Here is a 17213-nt window from a genome sequence, read left to right on the forward strand (position 1 = left end):
GATTACCGGGAGACCATGGCCGCGTCGGTCAGTGCGTGGCCTGGATGGCCCGCAGCTTCTCCATCACCTGCGTGCGCAGGTCCTCCGGTGCCGCCTCGGTGCAGGCGCGGCGCACGGTGTCCCGCAGGACGACGCCGACGCGGTGCTCGCGCGCGCAGTCCGGGCAGTTCGCCATGTGCTCGCGGATGTCCGCGGCGTCCGCCTTGTCGAGCTCGTGGTGCAGGTACTCCTCGAGATCCTTCTTGGCCTTGTCGCAGCCGCAGTCGCTCATTTGGTCGCTCCAGTGAGGTGCGCGGTGGAGATGCCCCGCTCGCGCGCGTAGTCGGAAAGCAGGCTCCGCAGCATCCGGCGGCCGCGGTGCAGGCGGCTCATGACGGTGCCCACGGGGGTCTTCATGATGTCGGCGATCTCCTGGTAGGAGAAGCCCTCGACGTCGGCGAAGTAGACGGCCATGCGGAAGTCCTCCGGGATGGACTGCAGCGCGTCCTTGACGGTGCTGTCCGGGAGGTGGTCGATGGCCTCGGCCTCGGCGGAGCGCGTGGTGGTGGCCGTGGCGCTCGTCGCGCCGCCCAACTGCCAGTCCTCGAGCTCGTCGATGGTGCCGTTGTAGGGGTCCCGCTGCTTCTTGCGGTAGTTGTTGATGAAGGTGTTCGTGAGGATCCGGTACAGCCAGGCCTTGAGGTTCGTGCCCTGCTTGAACTGGTGGAAGGCCGTGTAGGCCTTCACGAACGTCTCCTGCACCAGGTCCTGCGCGTCGGCGGGGTTGCGCGTCATGCGCAGGCCCGCGGCGTACAGCTGGTCGATGAACGGGAGCGCCTGCTCCTCGAAGAGCTCGCGGTTGTCGCCGGGCTGGGCCTTGCGCGGCTCCTCGGCCTCGGCCCGCTCGGCCTCCTCGTGGTCCGCGGCCTCCTCGGTGGAGTGCACGACGGCCTCCACGAGCTCCGCGGGCGCGGCGGGTGCGGTGGGCGCGTCGCCCCCGGAGGTCTCGGCCGGCGCGTCGTGACTGGTGTTCCCTGAAGTGGCCATCAGGGCAGATTCTACGGCGCGCACGAGCTCGGCGGACGGGGCCGCCGGTGCTGTCCTCGTGATCACGGGTGATCCTTCCCGGCCCGGGATCCGGGCCTGCCGGACGTCTGCCCGGTACTCTGGTGAACCCATGGAGATCTTCAGGTATTCCGGTCCGACCTTCAGCCCGTACGACGACGACCGGACCCATGCGCCCGTGCCGACGGACGACGGGCCCTGGGCGGCGCCCGCGGCGGACGGGCCGCTCGACGCGACCGTGCCGCTCCCGGGATCCAAGAGCCTGACGAACCGCGAGCTGGTGCTGTCCGCCCTCGCCGACTCCCCCTCGACGCTCCGCGCGCCGCTGCGGTCGCGCGACACCCGCCTCATGGTGGAGGCGCTGCGGGCCCTCGGCACCGTGATCGAGGAGGTCGACGGCGACGGCGCGTTCGGGCCCGACCTGCGCATCACCCCGGCGGAGCTCGCGGGCGGGATCACCATCGAGTGCGGCCTCGCCGGCACCGTGATGCGCTTCCTGCCGCCCGTCGCCGCTCTCGCCCTCGGTCCCGTCTCCTTCGACGGCGACCCGAGCGCGCGCCGCCGCCCCATGTCCGGCACGATCGAGGCGCTCCGGGCCCTCGGGGTCGACGTCAACGACGACGGCCGCCGCGCGCTGCCCTTCAGCCTCTACGGGACCGGGGAGGTGCCGGGCGGCGAGATCGCCATCGACGCGTCCGCCTCCAGCCAGTTCGTCTCCGGCCTGCTGCTCGCCGCGCCCCGGTTCACCCAGGGGCTCCGGCTCCGGCACACGGGTCGGACGCTGCCGAGCATGCCGCACATCGAGATGACGATCCGCACGCTCGCCGATCGCGGCGTCGTGGTCGAGAGCCCGGAGCCCGGCCTCTGGATCGTGCCCTCCTCCCCCATCGCGGGCCGCGAGGTGCGCATCGAGCCCGACCTCTCCAACGCCGCGCCGTTCCTCGCCGCGGCGATCGTCGCCGGCGGCCGCGTGTCCATCCCCGGCTGGCCCGAGGAGACGACGCAGGTCGGCGCCGACCTCGAGCACCTGCTGCCGCGGTTCGGCGCCACCGTCACCCGCGAGGCGGGCGCGCTCGTGGTCGACGGCGGCCCGGGCCTCGCCGCGGGCGGACGCATCCCCGGCATCGACCTCGACCTCAGCACCGGCGGCGAGCTGGCGCCCGCGCTGGTCGCGCTCGCGGCCCTCGCCGACGGGCCCAGCCGCATCACGGGCATCGGGCACCTGCGCGGCCACGAGACGGACCGGCTGGCGGCGCTGGCGGCCGAGATCACCGGGCTCGGCGGATCCGTCACCGAGCTCGAGGACGGCCTCGCTATCGCGCCTGCCGCGCTGCACGGCGGCCCGTGGCGCGCCTACGAGGACCACCGCATGGCGACCGCGGGCGCGATCGTCGGCCTGGCCGCCCCGGGCGTCGAGATCGACGACATCGGCACGACCGCGAAGACGCTGCCCGAGTTCCCCGAGCTGTGGCTCGGCCCGCTCCTCGGCCGCGCGCCGCGCGCCGCCGTCGATCCCCTCGCGCTCGGCGGGATCACCGGGCCGGGCGCCGCGGGCGGCCTCGGCGGCCTCCTGTGAGCTGGCTCGCGGATCCCGAGCAGGACGACGGCGTCTGGGACGCCTACGACGAGTCCTCGGTGCGCGTGCGCCCCAACCCCAAGGGCAACAAGCCGCGCAGCAAGCAGCGCCCCGGCCACACCGACGCCGTCGAGGGCCGCGTGCTCACGGTCGACCGTGGCCGCTTCGGCGTGCTCGTGGGCGAGGACACGCCCGACGAGCACACGCTGACCGCCACGCGCGCGAGAGAGCTCGGCAAGAAGGCGGTGGTCACCAACGACCGCGTCGACATCGTGGGCGACACCTCGGGCGACGAGGGCAGCCTGTCGCGCATCGTCCGCATCGCCCCCCGGCGCACGCTGCTGCGCCGGAGCGCCGACGACTCCGACGCCGTCGAGCGCGTGATCGTGGCGAACGCCGACCAGATGCTCATCGTCGTCGCGGCCGCCGAGCCCGAGCCGCGCGCGCGCCTGGTGGACCGCTACCTGGTGGCGGCCTTCGACGCCGGGATCCAGCCGATCCTCTGCATCACCAAGTCGGACGTCGCCGACCCCGCGCCCTTCGCCGCGCACTTCCGCGTGCTCGACGTGCCCATCGTGCTGAGCCGTTCCGACGACGTCCCGCTCGACGAGCTGCGCGCGCTGCTGGCCGACCGCACGACCGTCGCCGTCGGCCACTCCGGCGTCGGCAAGTCCACGCTCGTGAACGCGCTCGTGCCGGACGCCAAGCGCGCCACGGGCGTCGTCAACCAGGTCACCGGGCGCGGCCGCCACACGTCGAGCTCCACCGTCTCCATGCGCGTCGAGACGGGCGACGGCGGCCACGGCTGGATCATCGACACCCCGGGCGTGCGCTCGTTCGGGCTCGGGCACGTGGATCCGGCGAACATCCTCCGCTCGTTCGCCAGCTACGCGCACCTGCCCGAGGGCGAGCCGCCGGGCGGCATCCCGCTCACGGAGGCGCACGACTGGGAGATCGTGGACCGGGTCGAGGCGGGCGAGCTCGGGGACGCCGGGCGCGAGCGGCTGCACTCGCTCCAGCACCTCGTCGCCAACCGGTCGGACGCGGCGAAGGGCGACCAGGCCGATCGCTAGGCTCGACCCCGTGGCCTCCGAACCCCTGCACTCCCTGTCGTCCGACCTGCGGCTCGCCCGGGAGCTCGCCGACATGGCCGACGCGATCTCGCTCGACCGCTTCCGCTCCGCCGACCTCGCCATCGAGACGAAGGCCGACTCCAGCTGGGTCACCGACGCCGACACGTCGGTCGAGCGCGCGATCCGCGCCGGCATCGCCGACAGCCGCCCGCACGACAGCGTGCTCGGCGAGGAGTACGGCACGTCCGGCTCGTCGTCCCGGCAGTGGATCGTGGACCCCATCGACGGCACCTCCAACTTCGCGCGCGGCGTGCCCGTCTGGGGCACGCTCATCGCGCTCGCGGTGGACGGCGTGCCCGTGGTCGGCGTCGTCAGCGCGCCCGCGCTCGGCCGCCGCTGGTGGGGCGCGACCGGCCTCGGCGCCTACGTCGACGACACGCTCGGGCAGGCCACCACCTCGCAGGAGCGCAGGATCCGGGTCTCGGACGTCGACCGGCTCGAGGACGCCTCGATGAGCGTCGCCGGCGTGCAGCGCTGGCGTGACGCCAACCGGCTCGACGAGCTCATCGACCTCTCGGGACGCGTGAAGCGCTCCCGCGACTTCGGCGACATGTGGGCCTACATGCTGCTCGCCGAGGGACTCCTCGACATCGCGGGCGAGCACGATCTGAAGCCCTACGACATGGCCGCGCTCATCCCCGTGATCGAGGAGGCGGGCGGCCGGTTCACGTCGATCGACGGCGAGGCGGGGCCGTGGCACGGATCCGCGCTCGCCACCAACGGGCGCCTCCACGACGCCGTGCTGGCGGTCGTCGCGCGCTGAGCCCGCCTCCGCCGCGCTCCGTGCCGCCCGCTCAGGCGGTCGCGGCGCGCTGCCGGCGACGACGGCGCTGGCCGAGGTCGACCAGCCCGAGCGTGAGGGCCACCGCCACCAGCGCGATCGTCACGAGGAAGCCGTTGCGGAACCCGTCGTGGTACACCGCGAGGCTCGCGTCGCCGCCGCCGGTGGCCTCGGCGTAGAGCGTGCTGAAGAAGGTGGCCGACGCGGCCGCGACGCCCACGGCCGTGCCGACGCGCTGGCCGACCTGCGCCATGGATCCGGCGACGCCGCCCTCGGTCACAGGGATCTCGGCGAGCGTGAGCGTCTGGTTCGGCGAGATCACGAAGCCCGCCCCGACGCCCGCGACGAGCATGGCCGCGGCCATCGCCCAGGGCGTCGCCTCCTGCGGCGTGAGCACCGCGGCGAGGAGCAGCAGCGTGATGCCGACCGCGACGATCGCGAGCCCGATCACGACCAGCTGGCGGCCGAGCCGCGAGACGAGGCGGCCCCCGATCCACGCGGTCACGGCCGACGACAGCGCGAACGGGATGCTGACCATGCCGGCGAACACCGGCGCGAGGCCGAGCCCCTGCTGGAGGTACAGCGTCGTGAGCAGGAACACCGCGGGGATCGCGGCGAAGTACGCGGTAGCGATGAGGATCCCGTTGCGGTACGAGGAGAGCTTGAAGAGCGCGAAGTGCACGACGGGTGACTTGCCCGACCGCTCGTAGCGTCGCTCCCAGGCGACGAAGAGCGCCGCGGCGACGACGGCGCCGGCGAGCCAGATCCACCGCAGCGGGTCGTCGTCGGGCCCGCCCGTCGTGAGCACGAACGGCAGCATGAGCGAGAACGTGGCGATCGCGAGGAGGACGACGCCGACGGGGTCGAGGCCCGTCTTCGCCTGGGGCCTCGCCTGCCGTCGCGGCAGCAGCTTGAGCGCGAACGCGATGGCGACGATGCCGAGCGGGATGTTCATCCAGAACAGCAGGCGCCAGCCGTCCTCGGGGCCGCCGAGCTGGATCAGCAGGCCGCCGAGCGTCGGCCCGAACGCGGTGGAGATGCCGACCACGGCGCCGAACAGGCCGAACGCGCGCGCCCGCTCCTCGCCCTGGAAGAGCTGCTGGATGAGGCCGAGCACCTGCGGCATCTGGATGCCGGCGGCCACGCCCTGCAGGATCCGCGCGACCACGAGGGTCTTCACGTCCGGCGCGATGGCGCACAGGAGGCTCGCGATGGTGAAGGAGCTGAGGCCGACCACGAACATGAGCCGGCGGCTGCGGATGTCGCCGAGGCGGCCGGCGGGCACGAGGGCCAGGCCGAACGCGAGGGCGTAGCCGGCGACGATGAGCTGCAGGTCGGTGGATCCGGCGCCGAGGGACTCCTCGATCGACGGGAGCCCGACGTTGACCTTCGAGAGGTCGAGGATCGTGAGCGCCGCGACGCCGACGCACACCCAGAAGGCCTGCCAGCGGGTGCGATCCTGGTCGTCGGTCGGGGTCGGGGTCGAGGTCGGGGTCGTGCCCGCGGTGGTGCGTCCGGTCATGAGGTATCGAATCCCATACACGGGCTATGTATTCCCGCTCCCGCGAGCGAGGGCACCGTGCCCTCGACCAGCTTGCTCCTCACCTGGGGGAATCGTCCCGATCGAGCGCCCGCCGGAGCCCGAGCAGACGCCGGCTGACGTGTCGCGCCGGCGGGCCGCGCCCGGCCGCGTCTCGGACCTCGGTGAGCGGGCGCCGGGTCCCCGCGGCAGACCGAAGGCCCCGTCCTGCTGGACGGGGCCTTCGGTCTGCCCGGACGGATCCGGACCCTCGACGAGCGTGGAGCATGCGACGCGATGGTGGAGATGCGGGGAATCGAACCCCGGTCCACTGCTGTAATCCTGCGCCTTCTACGGGTGTAGCCAGGAAAGACGTCCTACTCGGCCCCGACACTTGCTCCTGGCATCTGAGTCGACGGGCCCAGCCTCAGTTCGAGTCCCGCGCGGCCCTGAGGCACGACCGCGCAGCGAGCTCCCTGATCTGACGCCGACTTACCGGATAGAGAGCATCACCGGGTCGACGGTCCTGTTAGTGCGCTCGCTTAGGCAGCGAGAGCGAAGGACGACTGCTTGTTATTGGCAGTTGTATTTTGCAGAGAGCGTTTACGAGATAGCCCTGCATCCTCGACCCGCTTCTCGCAGTCATTCAGGCAATGTCGAAACCGATCATCCCCATGAACGGCAGAGCGCCTCGAGAGGCGCCCGAGCCGGGTCGCATGTTCCACGCTGTCGAGTTGTCAATCGCCGGCCGCCTCTTCCGCGCCCAGCCCTCCATGTTACCCGACCGATGCCGGGCGCACCACCGGGAGGGGCGGGCCTACTCGCCGAGGCGGCGGTGGGACGACATCGCCCGGTCCGCCTCGCGCTTGTCCTGGCGCTCGCGCAGCGTCTGGCGCTTGTCGTACTCCTTCTTGCCCTTCGCGATGGCGAGCTCGACCTTCGCGCGGCCGTCGACGAAGTAGAGCTGGAGCGGGACGACCGTGAAGCCGCCCTCCTTGACCTTGGAGTGGATCTTGAGGATCTGCTCCTTGTGCAGGAGGAGCTTGCGCTTGCGGCGCACCGGGTGGTTGTTCCAGGTGCCCTGGTTGTACTCCGGGATGTGCACCGCATCCAGCCACGCCTCGCCGCCGTCGACGAACGCGTAGCCGTCGACGAGCGAGGCGCGCCCCTGCCGGAGGGACTTGACCTCGGTGCCCGTGAGCACGAGGCCGGCCTCGTAGGTCGACTCGATGGTGTAGTCGTGGCGCGCCTTGCGGTTGGTCGCCACCACCTTCTCGCCACGTTCCCTGGGCACGGTGGTCTCCTCGATGGTTCAGGTGGATCCGCCCGGATCCGGGCAGCCCATCAGCCTACCCGAGGATCAGATCCGCAGGTACCGGCTGATCGCGAAGTTGGCGGAGACCGCCGCGAGCACCACGCCGACGCCGAGGAGGATCGGCACCACGAGCAGCGCGTCGTCCATGTTCACGAGCGATATCGATGTGAGCCGCGTGCTCAGGAACCCCTGGACGAAGAACCGCACGAGCGCCACCGTCGCCGCGCTGGCGAGCACCGATCCGATGAGGGCAGCGAACACGCCCTCGAGGATGAACGGGGTCTGGATGAAGCGGTTCGACGCCCCGACCAGCCTCATGATGCCCAGCTCCCGTCTCCGCGAGAACGCGGACAGGCGGATCGTGGTGGCGATCAGCAGGGCGGCCGCGACGAGCATGAGCCCGGCGATCCCGACGGCGGTGAGGCTGGCGGCGTTGAGGATCGAGAAGATCTGGTCGAGGTACTGCCGTTGGTCGGTCACGTTCTCGACGCCGGCGAGCCCGGAGAGGCTGTCGCTGAGGATGTCGGACTTCGACGGGTCCTTGAGGTTCACCCAGAACGCCTCGTTGAGGAACTCGGGCTGCACCAGCTCGGTGACCGGATCGCCCTTGAACTGCTCCTGGAAGTTCTTGTACGCCGTGTCCTGGTCCTCGAAGTAGTACTTGTCGATGAACGGGGCGAGCGTGTCGCTGTCGAGCTGCTGCTGGACCGCGTCGATCTGCTCCTGGGTGGCCTTGCCGTTGACGCAGGTCTCGCTCGGCACCGACGTGTCGGTGCAGAAGTCGATCGCGACCTGGGCGCGGTCGTACCAGTAGTTCTTCATCTGGCCGATCTGCATCTGCAGCAGGACGGCGGCGCCCACGAACGTGAGCGAGATGAAGGTGACGAGCACGACCGAGACGACCATGCTGACGTTCCGACGGAGGCCGTGGCCGACCTCGGAGAGGACGAGTCCGAGTCTCATCGCGTGGGCCCCACATCCTGTGCGCCGGTGTCGTCCGGCGACTCGCCGCGGGCGCGGAGGCCCAGCTTCTCGGCCAGGCCGAGCTCGGCGAGCTCGGCGTCGTCGCGTCCGTCGGCGGGCGCGGATCCGCCCTGGCCGTCGGACAGGTCGGGCAGGCGGATCACGCCGGTGCCCTCGGGGAGCCGTCGGATGGATCCGGTGCTCGGGGCCGCGGGGGCCGCTCCCCCGCCGTTGCGCCGGCTCGGCGGCGTGGGCGCGGCGGGCGGGCCGTCGTCGACGGGCGGCGCCTCGTCGCGGATGACGGGCACGGCGCGCGAGGGCGTCGGCTCGACGGATCGCTCGGGACGGACGGGCTCGGGCGCGGTCGGCTCGGGGCGCGCCGGGGCGGGCTCGCGGCGCTCCTCCGCGGCCGGGGCCGGGGCCGGACGCTCGCGCTCGACCTCGCGCTCGGGGACGGGATCCACGCGCGCCGCCTCGGCGAACGCCGACGGGGCGTAGGCCGGGGCGTCAGGACGGGATGCGCGGTCGGACCCGGCGTCGAGGGCGGGCTGCGCCGCAGGCGTGCGCTCGGCGACGCGATCGGGCGCGGAGGCCGGCACGATCGGGACGGCGTCGGCGGCCGGCGCGGGCGCGGCTGCGGGAGCGGCGGCCGCAACCACGGCGTCCTTCGCGGGCTTCTTCGGCGCCTTCTTGGCGGCCTTGGCGGCGGCGGCCTCGCGGGTCGCCTCCTCCTTGGCGCGCGCCTTCTCGTCGGCGCGGCGCTGCTTGTCGCGCTTGGCCTGCTCGCGACGCTCCGCGGCGTTCGCGGGCTCCGCCGGAGCGGCGGGACGCACGGGGGCCGGGAGCGGCGCGGCGGGCACAAACACGGGCGTCGGCGCGGCCACGGGCGGGTGCTCGGGGTTCACGCCGACCGGGTTCTCGGCCGTGCGCGGCAGGTCGATGGCGGAGGTCTGGTACTGGCCGCCGACCTCGTCGCGGACGACCTCGCCGCCGATCAGCTCGATGACGCGCTTCTGCATCTGGTCGACGATGCCGGAGTCGTGGGTGGCCATGATCACGGTGGTGCCGTTGGCGTTGATCCGCTCGAGCACCTGCATGATGCCCGCGCTGGTCAGCGGGTCCAGGTTGCCCGTGGGCTCGTCCGCGAGGAGCACGGCCGGCTTGTTGACCACGGCGCGGGCGATGGCCACGCGCTGCTGCTCGCCGCCGGAGAGCTCGTGCGGGAGGCGCTGCTCCTTGCCCTGGAGGCCCACCATGGCGAGCACGTCCGGGACGGCCTCCTGGATGAAGCCGCGCGACTTGCCGATCACCTGGAGCGTGAAGGCGACGTTGTCGAAGACCGACTTGTTCGGGAGCAGCCGGAAGTCCTGGAACACCACCCCCAGGCTGCGCCGGTAGTAAGGGACCTTGCGGCTCGACAGCTGGTTCAGCTGCTGGCCCAGGACGTGGATCGTCCCGTTCGTGGGCCGATCCTCCTTGAGCACGAGACGCAGGAAGCTGGACTTGCCGGACCCGGACGCGCCGACGAGGAAGACGAACTCCCCCCGGAGGATCTCGAGGTCGACGGAGCTCAGCGCCGGTCGGGGGTTGCCGGGATACACCTTGGATACGTGGTCGAACCTGATCATGTCGGTACGACCCTAGGCACGGGAGGTGCCTTTCGCCGCATCGACTCACCGCGGCGAGCGGTCCCCCGGACTCTCTCAGGCGCGGTCGGGCGACTTCCGCCAGCGGATCCCCGCGGAGATGAAGCCGTCGAGGTCGCCGTCGAACACGTTGGACGGGTTGTTCACCTCATGCTCCGTGCGGAGGTCCTTGACCATCTGGTACGGCGCGAGCACGTAGCTGCGCATCTGGTCGCCCCAGCTCGCGGTGATGTTGCCCGCGAGCTCCTTCTTGGTGGCCGCCTCCTGCTCGCGCTGGACGAGGAGCAGGCGCGACTGCAGCACCCGGAGGGCGGCGGCGCGGTTCTGGATCTGGCTCTTCTCGTTCTGGCAGGTGACGACGATGCCGGTGGGCAGGTGGGTGATCCGCACCGCCGAGTCGGTCGTGTTGACGGACTGGCCGCCGGGGCCGGACGAGCGGAAGACGTCCACCCGCATGTCGTTCTCGGGGATCTCGATCGACTCGGTCTGCTCGATGAGCGGCACGACCTCGACGGCGGCGAACGACGTCTGGCGCTTGCCGGCGGAGTTGAAGGGGCTCATGCGCACGAGGCGGTGCGTGCCGGCCTCGACGGAGAGCGTGCCGAACGCGTAGGGCGCGTCGATCTCGAAGGTCGCCGACTTGATGCCCGCCTCCTCCGCGTAGGACGTGTCGAGCACGGTCGCGGAGTAGTCGTGCTGCTCGGCCCAGCGCAGGTACATGCGCATGAGCATCTCGGCGAAGTCGGCCGCGTCGACGCCGCCGGCGCCCGCGCGGATCGTGACCACCGCGGGGCGAGGGTCGAACTCGCCGTTGAGGAGCGTCTGCACCTCGAGCTCGTCCATGATCTTGGTGATGCCCTCGAGCTCGACGACCGCCTCCTCGGCGGACTCCTCGTCGTCCTTGGCCATCTCGACGAGCACGTCGAGGTCGTCGAGGCGGCGCTGCAGCTCGTCGATGCGCTTGAGCTCGGACTGGCGGTGGCTCAGGTCGCTCGTGACCTTCTGCGCCTTCTCGGTGTCGTCCCAGAGGTCCGGCTCGCCCGCCTGGGCGCTCAGCTCCTCGACCTCCTGCTGCAGGCGCTCGACGCCGACGACCGAGCGGATGTTGGAGTAGGTGTCGCGCAATTCTGTGATCCGCGAAGAGAAGTCCTGGTCGATCATGGTGCCGCCCAGCCTACCGTCCGGCCCGCGGGCGACGTCCGGGGCGGGGGCCTGCCGCGCGTAGGCTCGGGGGCGATGTCGACCCCGGATGCTCCCTTCTCCCTCCGCGCGGTGGCGCTCCCGGCGCTGCTGCCCGCGCTCCTCTTCTCCATCGGCGAGGGGGCGATCATCCCCATCATCCCGATCGTCGCCGGCAGCCTCGGCGCCTCGCTGGCGATCGCCGCGTTCATCGGCGGCATGATCATGCTCGGCGAGCTGGTGGGCGACATCCCGAGCGGATCCGTGGTGAGCCGCATCGGCGAGCGGACCGCCATGATCGGCGCGGCCTTCGTCTCCATCGGCGGCCTGGTGCTGTGCCTCCTCGCGCCGAACCCGCTCGTGCTCGGCGTGGGGGTGTTCCTCATCGGCGTCTCGACGGCCGTGTTCGCGCTCGCCCGGCACGCGTTCATGACGAGCTTCGTGCCGCAGGCGTACCGCGCCCGCGCTCTGTCGACGCTCGGCGGCACGTTCCGCGCCGGCTACTTCGTGGGGCCGTTCCTGGCCGCCGGCGTGATCCACCTGACGGGCGCCTCGCAGTCGGCGTTCGTGATCCACATCGTCGCGTGCCTCGCGGCCGCCGTGACGCTCATCGTGCTGCCCGACCCGATGGACGTCGTGCGCCGGAACCGCGCGGCCGACCTGCAGAGCGCCGCGCCCGCGACGGCCGGCGAGCCGCAGGACGACGAGTCCGTGGCCGCGACCGCGGGCGCCGCTCCCCCGGCCCGCGAGTCGGCCGGCCTCGCGCGCACGCTGTGGCGGTTCAAGGGCGTGCTCGTGAAGCTCGGCTCCGGCGCGGCCCTCATCGGCGCGATGCGCGCGGGCCGCGGCGTGCTCCTCCCCCTGTGGGCCGTGAGCATCGGCATCTCCGACGCGAACACGGCGCTCATCATCGGCATCGCGGGCGGCGTGGACTTCGCCCTCTTCTACGCGAGCGGCCAGATCATGGACCGGTTCGGCCGCCTCTGGAGCGCCGTGCCGTCGATGGTCGGGCTCGGGATCGGCTACCTCGTGCTCGCGCTCACGCCGGACCTGCCGACGAGCGTGCAGTGGTTCATCGGCGTGGCCATGTTCATGTCGGTCGCGAACGGCGTGGGCTCGGGGATCCTCATGACCCTCGGCGCCGACCTCGCCCCCCGCGAGGACCCGGCCCCCTTCCTCGGCGCCTGGCGCTTCACGGGCGACGCCGGCAGCGCCGCCTCCCCGCTCCTCATCGCCGCCCTCACCTCCGCCGCGTCGCTCGCCGTCGCCAGCGGCGTGATGGGCGTGCTCGGGCTCATCGGCGCCGGGATCCTCGTGCGGTACGTGCCGAGGTACGTGCCGCGGAAGCCACGGCCGACGGCCTGACGCGCCACTCACCCGCCTCCGGCGGGTCCGACGGGCGCCGCGCCCGGCCCCACGAGCACGGTGCGGGCGGTGCTCGTGACGTCGATGCGCACGCCGTCGGGGGCGAACAGGGACGCGACGGGCGGGATCCACATGGCGGACAGCGTGACGCGCGCGCTGCGGCCGTCCGGCGTCGTGGCGCCGTCGACGTGCAGGTCGTGGATGCCTGCGGTCGGCTCGTCCGCGAGGAACGCCGCGACCGTGGAGGCGACGCCGTCGTCCGTGAGGGGCGGGAGCGCGACGCCGTCGTCGTCGACCGCGATCGGCGCAGGGCTGGCCCCGTCGACGTCGAAGGACTCCGCGCCGGCCAGCGCCGCAGCGTCCGCCAGCGAGAAGAGGCGCACGCGCTCGAGGTAGAGCGAGGACGCGGCCGAGACCATGAGGATCACGGCGAGACCGAGCGCGCACGAGGCGATGACGAGGGGAAGGATCGAGCCGTCGTCCCCGGCCACCGCGACTCCGGCGATGCATGCGCAGCCGCGACGAAGCCGCGACCGCCCGCCGCTCACCGCCCTCCTCGCGCGAAGACCGACACGCGCTCGTCGGCATCGCCGTGCACCGCGACCGATCCCGGCGCGTCCGGCCCCGCGACGGGCGGCGCGAGGGGGAGCTCGGCCGCGACGCGGACCGAGACGTGCACGAGCGACCTCGGCGCGTGGCAGCTCGTCGGATCCGGGGCGCACGTGATGTCGAGGGCGATCCCGTCGGGCGCGATGCCCTGGTCGGCGAGCGCGACCTCGACGGCCGACCGCGCCTCCCGCCGGCCCGACGCGTCGTCGTCCGCCCGCACGTACACGCGTGCCGCCTGCCGCGCCGCGCCCTCCGTGCCGAGCGCCGCGCCCTGGATCGTGGACAGCGCGACGACCAGGTAGACGAGCGGGACGAGGAGGAGGACGCCCGCCGTGATGAACTCCAGCGCCGCCGAACCGCGATCGTCAGCCCAGGCGCTCCACGGCCGCATGCCCCGTCACCTCCAGCCCGCGGTCGACGCCGAGGAGGCCGACGAGGGGGAGCGTCGTCCGCACCGTGACGCTCACGACCGCGTGACCGAGCACGGTGCCCGTGCCCGCGGTGACGTCCTCCGCATAGCGCGGCCCCACGGCCGTGGTGATCAGCTCGCGTGTGCGCTCGATGCCGTCGGCGCGGGTGGCCCCGGCGAGCGCGGCCGTGCGCGCCCCCTCGGCGGCCGCATCCAGCACGGTCGTCCGCACGTGCAGCGCCAGCGCGAGCTGCACCACCGACAGGGCGAGGACGACCAGGAGAGCCCCGACCATGACGAACTCGGCGGGTGCCGAGCCGCGGTCGTCGCGCATCAGAAGGACGTGACCCGGTCGATGGCCTGGGTGAACACGTTCTGCAGCAGGGGTCCCGCGACGCCCCACAGGATGATGACGAGACCCGCCGTCATCAGCGTGATGAGCACCCAGCCGGGCACGTCGCCGCGGTCGTCGTCCCACGGCGCCCCGGGCGTCGCGCCCGGGCCCAGTGCGCCTCGTTCGTCGGTCATGTCGTGCCTCTCGGTCGGTGTCGGATCGGGGTGGATGCTCGGCGGCCGGCCTACAGCCCGAGCTGCAGGACGAACACGCCGGGGAACAGGGCGAAGACGATGGTGAGCGGGAGGATCAGGAACACCAGCGGCACGAGCATCCCCACCTCCTTGCGGCCGGCGCTCTCGAGGAGCTCGCGCTTGGCGACCTCGCGCGCGTCCTGGGCCTGCGCGCGGAGGACCTCGGCGAGCGGGGTGCCGCGCTCCAGGGATCCGGCGAGCTGGTCGACGAGACGCGACACGGGCGGCATCGCCAGCCGCCTCGCGAGGTCGTCGAAGGCGCGGGTGACGGGGATCCCGGTGCCGACGTCGGCGACCACGCGGCCCAGCTCCCCCGCGAGCTCGCCGGAGCCCACGCGGGCGACGCGACGGAGGGCGTCGAGCAGGCCCTCCCCCGCGGCGAGGCTGAGCGCCAGGAACTCGAGCACGGTGGGCAGCTCGGCCGCGATGCGCGCGACCCGTCGCTTCGCGCGCCGCTCCAGCGCGGTGTCGCAGGCGACCAGACCGGCGACCGCCGCGACAACGGGCACGACGAGCAGCTGCGTCTGCGGCAGGCCGCCCGCCAGGAGGGCGGCGCCGCCCACCAGCGCGGCGACGACGATGCCCGCGGCGGTGCCGAGGACGACGCCCACGAGCTGGCGCGACCGGTGCCGCTCGACGTCCTCGGTCGAGCCGGACTGGCCGAGCAGCCGCTCGATGCGCTCGGCGCCGCCGAGCACGCGCGCGAGGCCGTGCCGCAGCGGGATGACCGCCGGGGCGCCGAGCGTCCCGAGCACGGGCAGCGGGTGGACGGCGGTGAGGGCGAGGTGCTGACGCGCGCCCTCGGAGACGTCGAGGACGTGCGGGGCGACGCGGTCCAGCAGGCGGGCGCGACGGAACCGCGGCACCGCGGCCATCATCGTCCAGAGGCCCACCCCCGCGACGAGGCCGAGGACGGCGCCCCAGGACTCGATCCCCGTCATGCGAACCACCTCCGGTCCTCCGGCAGCCTCCCGAGGGCGAGCATCACGCGGTAGGCGACGGCGGACACCACGAGCCCGACCACGATGACCACGGTGCCCGCGGGAGTGTCGTAGGCGGCGACCGCCTCCGAGCGGGTCGAGAGCAGCGCCAGGATGATCCACGGCGCCGCGACGCCGAGCTTGGCCGCGTTCACGACCCACGACTGCCGGGCCTCCGCCTCGCTCCGGATCGCGGCCTCCTCGCGGAGGAACCGGGCGAGCCCGCGGAGCACGTCCGGCAGCTGCGTGCCGCCCACCTCGCGCGCCATCCGCAGCGTCTCGAGGATGCGGTCGGCCGTGGGATCCGCGAGCCGGTCCTTGAGCTCGTCGAGCGCCACGGCGAAGCTGCCCGTGGTGCGGTGGACGGATGCGAACTCCTGGAACGCGGGTCGCAGCCCTGCGGGCCCCGCCACGGCGAGCGAGGCCACCGCATCCGGCAGGCCCATTCCCGCTCGCACCGCGCTCACGAGGTGGTCGACGACGTCGGGCCACACCTCGCGGTGCGCGCGGCGACGCGACGCGGAACGCGCGCCCACCACCGCCCACGGGAGCACCAGGCCCGTCGCCGCGGCGGCGAGCGCGGCGCCGTCCACGCGGAGGATCGCCTCCACCAGGACGCCGGCCGCGAGCCCGACCAGGGCGGAGACGGCGAGGAACGAGCTGACCGAGACCCGACCCAACCCTGCATGGGTGAGGCGGTCGTGCACGGACGCGGTCAGCCCGCGTGCGCGACCGGATCCGTCGGGAGAGGCCGGCCACAGGCGCGGCGAGATCAGGAGCAGCAGCCCCGCGCCGAACGCGAGGCCGAGGGCGACGCTCACGCCGCCCCCACCAGCACGCGCAGCGGATCGAGCCCGGCCGCGCGGAACTTGCCCAGGTGCGCGGGCTGCCCGCCGGTGGCCGTCAGGATCCCGTCCTCCAGGGCGAACACCGAGCTCGCCTCGATGACCATGCCCGAGTGCCGACCGCCGGGGGCGAGGATCTCGACCACCCGCCGCGCGCCTGACGGCAGCACCTCGAGGTGCACGACCAGGTCCACCGACGTCGCGACGGTCGGCACGACGAACGCCGAGTCGATGTTGCGGCCGGCCAGCAGCGGCAGCGTGCACAGCTTGACGAGCGCCTCGCGCGCGCTGTTCGCGTGGATGGAGCACATGCCGGGCACGCCCGAGTTGAGCGCGATGAGGAGGTCGAGGCACTCCGCCTCCCGCACCTCGCCGACCACGAGCCGGTCCGGCCGCATCCGCAGCGCCTCCTTGATGAGCCGCCGCAGCGTGATCTCGCCCGAACCCTCGAGGCTCGGCTGCCGGCACTGCATGGCCACGACGTCGCGACCCGCCGGATCCAGCTCGAACGTCTCCTCGACCGTGACGATGCGGTCCGAGGCGCGCGCCGCGGACAGGAGCGCGTCGATCATCGTGGTCTTGCCTGTGTGCGTCGCGCCGCTGACCACGATGGACAGGCCCGCCCGCACGCTCATGCGCAGGAACTCGGCAGCCTGCAGCGGCAGGCTGCCGAGGGCCACCAGGTGGTCGAGGTCGCGGATCCGCCGCGAGAACTTGCGGATGTTGACGGCCCAGTGCCGCCGCGTCACGTCCGGGATCACCACGTGCAGCCGCGACCCGTCGGGCAGGGACGCGTCCACGAAGGGCGTCGACAGGTCCACCCGACGACCGGAGGACTGCAGCATCCGCTCGACGAGGTCGCGCACCTCGGCATCGGTCAGGACGAGCGGGGTCAGCTCCGGGACGCCCGACCGCGCCACGAAGACGCGCGTGGGCGCGTTGATCCAGATCTCCTCGATCGAGTCGTCGTCGAGGAGCGGCTGGAGGGCACCGAAGCCCGTTATCCGCGCCAGCACCTGCCGCTCGGTCGCGGCCTCGTCGTCGAGGAGGCGGGAGTCGGATCCGAGCGCCTGCTCGGCGAACCGCCGGACCTCCTCGCGCACCACGGCCGCGGTGCCCGCTGGATCTGCGGTCGCGCCCTCGTCCCGCAGTCGCTCGCGAACGCGTCCGGCGATGGTGTCGAGGGGGGGCCGCGTCTGCACCCGGACAGGATGCTGATCAGGCGGCTATCCCGCCGAGCCCGTCCACAGGCAGGCGGGTC

General features: G+C 72.9%; 18 protein-coding genes and 1 other RNA gene. 4 read left to right on the forward strand and 15 right to left on the reverse strand.

Features of this window, described 5'->3' with window-relative positions; genetic code table 11:
• Nucleotides 1–28: 28 nt before the first annotated feature.
• Entirely contained in the window at nucleotides 29–271 is a 243-nt protein-coding gene (gene rsrA / locus FGI33_RS06710) for a mycothiol system anti-sigma-R factor (protein ID WP_015490009.1), read from the reverse strand.
• Nucleotides 268–1026, reverse strand: coding sequence for a sigma-70 family RNA polymerase sigma factor (locus FGI33_RS06715; RefSeq protein ID WP_272930241.1), 759 nt, complete (start codon nucleotides 1024–1026; stop codon nucleotides 268–270). The genes rsrA and FGI33_RS06715 overlap by 4 nt, the downstream gene beginning before the upstream one ends.
• Before the next feature lie 130 nt (nucleotides 1027–1156).
• Between FGI33_RS06715 and aroA the strand changes: the two genes are divergently transcribed.
• Genes aroA through FGI33_RS06730 form a run of 3 tightly spaced genes read left to right on the forward strand, consistent with a single transcriptional unit; the run spans nucleotide 1157 to nucleotide 4516 of the window.
• Nucleotides 1157–2620: a 3-phosphoshikimate 1-carboxyvinyltransferase gene (gene aroA / locus FGI33_RS06720; protein ID WP_237582420.1), complete on the forward strand. Its 1464-nt coding sequence runs from the start codon at nucleotides 1157–1159 to the stop codon at nucleotides 2618–2620.
• On the forward strand, nucleotides 2617–3693 hold the full coding sequence (gene rsgA, locus FGI33_RS06725; protein ID WP_119400947.1) for a ribosome small subunit-dependent GTPase A: 1077 nt from the start codon (nucleotides 2617–2619) through the stop codon (nucleotides 3691–3693). The genes aroA and rsgA overlap by 4 nt, the downstream gene beginning before the upstream one ends.
• A 10-nt stretch (nucleotides 3694–3703) precedes the next feature.
• Nucleotides 3704–4516 (forward strand): inositol monophosphatase family protein, encoded by an 813-nt coding sequence (locus FGI33_RS06730; protein ID WP_119435551.1) that lies wholly within the window; start codon nucleotides 3704–3706, stop codon nucleotides 4514–4516.
• Nucleotides 4517–4547: 31 nt separating this feature from the next.
• Here the strand turns inward: FGI33_RS06730 and FGI33_RS06735 are convergent, their stop codons facing one another.
• The 6 genes from FGI33_RS06735 to prfB all read right to left on the reverse strand — a co-directional run bounded on the left by FGI33_RS06735 (nucleotide 4548) and on the right by prfB (nucleotide 11138).
• A complete protein-coding gene (locus FGI33_RS06735) occupies nucleotides 4548–6056 on the reverse strand; it encodes an MFS transporter (protein WP_237582421.1) in 1509 nt (502 codons plus the stop codon).
• Between the two features lie 295 nt (nucleotides 6057–6351).
• Nucleotides 6352–6727, reverse strand: a transfer-messenger RNA (tmRNA) gene (ssrA, locus tag FGI33_RS06740).
• 143 nt (nucleotides 6728–6870) lie between these two features.
• A complete protein-coding gene (gene smpB / locus FGI33_RS06745) occupies nucleotides 6871–7347 on the reverse strand; it encodes an SsrA-binding protein SmpB (protein WP_119400950.1) in 477 nt (158 codons plus the stop codon).
• A gap of 66 nt (nucleotides 7348–7413) precedes the next feature.
• A complete protein-coding gene (ftsX, locus tag FGI33_RS06750; RefSeq protein ID WP_119435197.1) occupies nucleotides 7414–8331 on the reverse strand; it encodes a permease-like cell division protein FtsX in 918 nt (305 codons plus the stop codon).
• Nucleotides 8328–9959 carry a cell division ATP-binding protein FtsE gene (gene ftsE / locus FGI33_RS15495; protein ID WP_337249867.1) on the reverse strand — a complete coding sequence of 544 codons (1632 nt, stop codon included), beginning with the start codon at nucleotides 9957–9959 and terminating at the stop codon, nucleotides 8328–8330. The genes ftsX and ftsE overlap by 4 nt, the downstream gene beginning before the upstream one ends.
• 75 nt (nucleotides 9960–10034) lie before the next feature.
• On the reverse strand, nucleotides 10035–11138 hold the full coding sequence (gene prfB / locus FGI33_RS06760; protein ID WP_119402571.1) for a peptide chain release factor 2: 1104 nt from the start codon (nucleotides 11136–11138) through the stop codon (nucleotides 10035–10037).
• Between the two features lie 75 nt (nucleotides 11139–11213).
• Here prfB and FGI33_RS06765 point away from each other — a divergent pair, with 75 nt between their 5' ends.
• Entirely contained in the window at nucleotides 11214–12521 is a 1308-nt protein-coding gene (locus tag FGI33_RS06765; RefSeq protein WP_119434745.1) for an MFS transporter, read from the forward strand.
• A gap of 8 nt (nucleotides 12522–12529) precedes the next feature.
• On the opposite strand, the gene FGI33_RS06770 is transcribed toward FGI33_RS06765, so the two are convergent.
• Genes FGI33_RS06770 through FGI33_RS06800 form a run of 7 tightly spaced genes read right to left on the reverse strand, consistent with a single transcriptional unit; the run spans nucleotide 12530 to nucleotide 17154 of the window.
• On the reverse strand, nucleotides 12530–13012 hold the full coding sequence (locus tag FGI33_RS06770) for a pilus assembly protein TadG-related protein (RefSeq protein ID WP_237582422.1): 483 nt from the start codon (nucleotides 13010–13012) through the stop codon (nucleotides 12530–12532).
• A 53-nt stretch (nucleotides 13013–13065) separates the two neighbouring features.
• A complete protein-coding gene (locus FGI33_RS06775) occupies nucleotides 13066–13521 on the reverse strand; it encodes a hypothetical protein (protein WP_119434743.1) in 456 nt (151 codons plus the stop codon).
• A complete protein-coding gene (locus FGI33_RS06780) occupies nucleotides 13496–13873 on the reverse strand; it encodes a TadE/TadG family type IV pilus assembly protein (RefSeq protein ID WP_041464615.1) in 378 nt (125 codons plus the stop codon). Before FGI33_RS06780 ends, FGI33_RS06775 begins: the two co-directional genes overlap by 26 nt.
• A complete protein-coding gene (locus tag FGI33_RS06785) occupies nucleotides 13873–14067 on the reverse strand; it encodes a hypothetical protein (RefSeq protein ID WP_119434742.1) in 195 nt (64 codons plus the stop codon). The genes FGI33_RS06780 and FGI33_RS06785 overlap by 1 nt, the downstream gene beginning before the upstream one ends.
• Before the next feature lie 50 nt (nucleotides 14068–14117).
• Entirely contained in the window at nucleotides 14118–15068 is a 951-nt protein-coding gene (locus tag FGI33_RS06790; protein ID WP_237582423.1) for a type II secretion system F family protein, read from the reverse strand.
• Entirely contained in the window at nucleotides 15065–15928 is an 864-nt protein-coding gene (locus FGI33_RS06795) for a type II secretion system F family protein (RefSeq protein WP_119434120.1), read from the reverse strand. Before FGI33_RS06795 ends, FGI33_RS06790 begins: the two co-directional genes overlap by 4 nt.
• The gene (locus FGI33_RS06800; protein ID WP_119434121.1) at nucleotides 15925–17154 is read right to left on the reverse strand and encodes a TadA family conjugal transfer-associated ATPase; all 1230 of its coding nucleotides are present in this window, start codon (nucleotides 17152–17154) and stop codon (nucleotides 15925–15927) included. Before FGI33_RS06800 ends, FGI33_RS06795 begins: the two co-directional genes overlap by 4 nt.
• Between the last annotated feature and the right edge of the window lie 59 nt (nucleotides 17155–17213).

This window comes from Clavibacter phaseoli, from assembly GCF_021922925.1.
GTDB lineage: Bacteria > Actinomycetota > Actinomycetes > Actinomycetales > Microbacteriaceae > Clavibacter > Clavibacter phaseoli.